Here is a 1,236-nt window from a genome sequence, read left to right on the forward strand (position 1 = left end):
ACCGGCCTGCGCCGCGAGCCGCTGACCGGCTGGTACATCCCCAACGGCTACCGCCCCTACGACCCGCTGCTGATGTGCTTCCTCAGCCCCGACAGCGAAAGCCCGTTCGGGCGCGGAGGCATCAACCCCTACGCCTACTGCGCCGGCGACCCGATCAACCGCATCGACCCGGACGGCCACAGTTGGGTCACTTGGACGGTTGCCGGCATCGGTCTTGCGGTGGCCGCTGTAACCACGGTTGCAAGCCTGGGCACCGCAATGCCCGCCTTCGCGACGCTGTTCAGCGCCGGCATCGGCGCACTCAGTGCCAGCGGCGTCGCGGCCATTGCCAGCGCCGCACTGAATGCCATCTCGTTAGGCACCGGCGTGGCAGCGCTGGCGCTTGAAGCCACTGGCAAGGACCGCCAAGCCGCCAGCATCCTGGGGTGGGTATCGCTAGGCACAGGCGTGGCCAGCCTTGCCGTCAACCTCATCCCCGGCGCTGCGCGCGCCAGTGCGCAACTGCCGCGCAGAGCGGGCAGAGCCGGCGGCAAACCGGTTTACCGCACGCCCAGTACCGAATCACTTGGCGGGCCGACGCCGGCGTTCACGCACCGCAAAGGCGCCGAGATCATTTTCGAGCAGTTCAGCCACGACCGGGATGTCGCCTTCCACAAGAATCTGTGGGGGCAGGGCTTTGCCGGGTTCGAAACCCATGGCACCCGCGAGGGCATGCTGATGAATGCCATGGGCGCGGCGGCGGCACCGGAATATGTGGCGTTAAAGGAAATCGCCCCGCGCCTGGTCACTGCCGGCATCGCCGAGGGCCAGCCGATCGTGCTGCTGGCCTGCCATGGCGGAAAAAGCGGTGCCGCACAGCGGGTGGCAGACGTGCTGAGACGCCCCGTCTATGGCTACGACAAGAAAATCGCGGTGTTCCCTCATTCAACGCTGGAAACACTCAACACCGGCAAGGATTTCAACATTCCGCTACAGAAGATGCCGTTCATGCGCTGGCTCATGGGGCAAAAAGGCCCGTCGGCCTTGGACCCAGGGTACGAGCTCGCCACTGGCAGGCTGTATTTCCCCCAGTGAACCGCATCAGATACCTTTGAGGAGAAACGCCGTGCCCGCCCTTTCAACACTGATTGGCAGCCAGACATTCGATGGGCTCGGTCGCCAACGCTCGGTGCAGGTTGCCGGGCGCACGACCGGGTATCACTACCGCGCAGGGCAACTGCCACCTACGGCCAACAC

1 protein-coding gene is annotated in these 1,236 nt (G+C 65.4%); it reads left to right on the forward strand.

The genetic code is table 11. The features are described from left to right. Positions 1–1,074 (forward strand): RHS repeat-associated core domain-containing protein (locus HU720_RS23915; protein WP_186523621.1); only part of this gene is annotated, 1,074 nt, incomplete at its 5' end. Positions 1,075–1,236 lie beyond the last annotated feature (162 nt).

The organism is Pseudomonas sp. SWRI51 (assembly GCF_014268825.1).
GTDB classification, from domain to species: Bacteria; Pseudomonadota; Gammaproteobacteria; order Pseudomonadales; family Pseudomonadaceae; genus Aquipseudomonas; species Aquipseudomonas farsensis.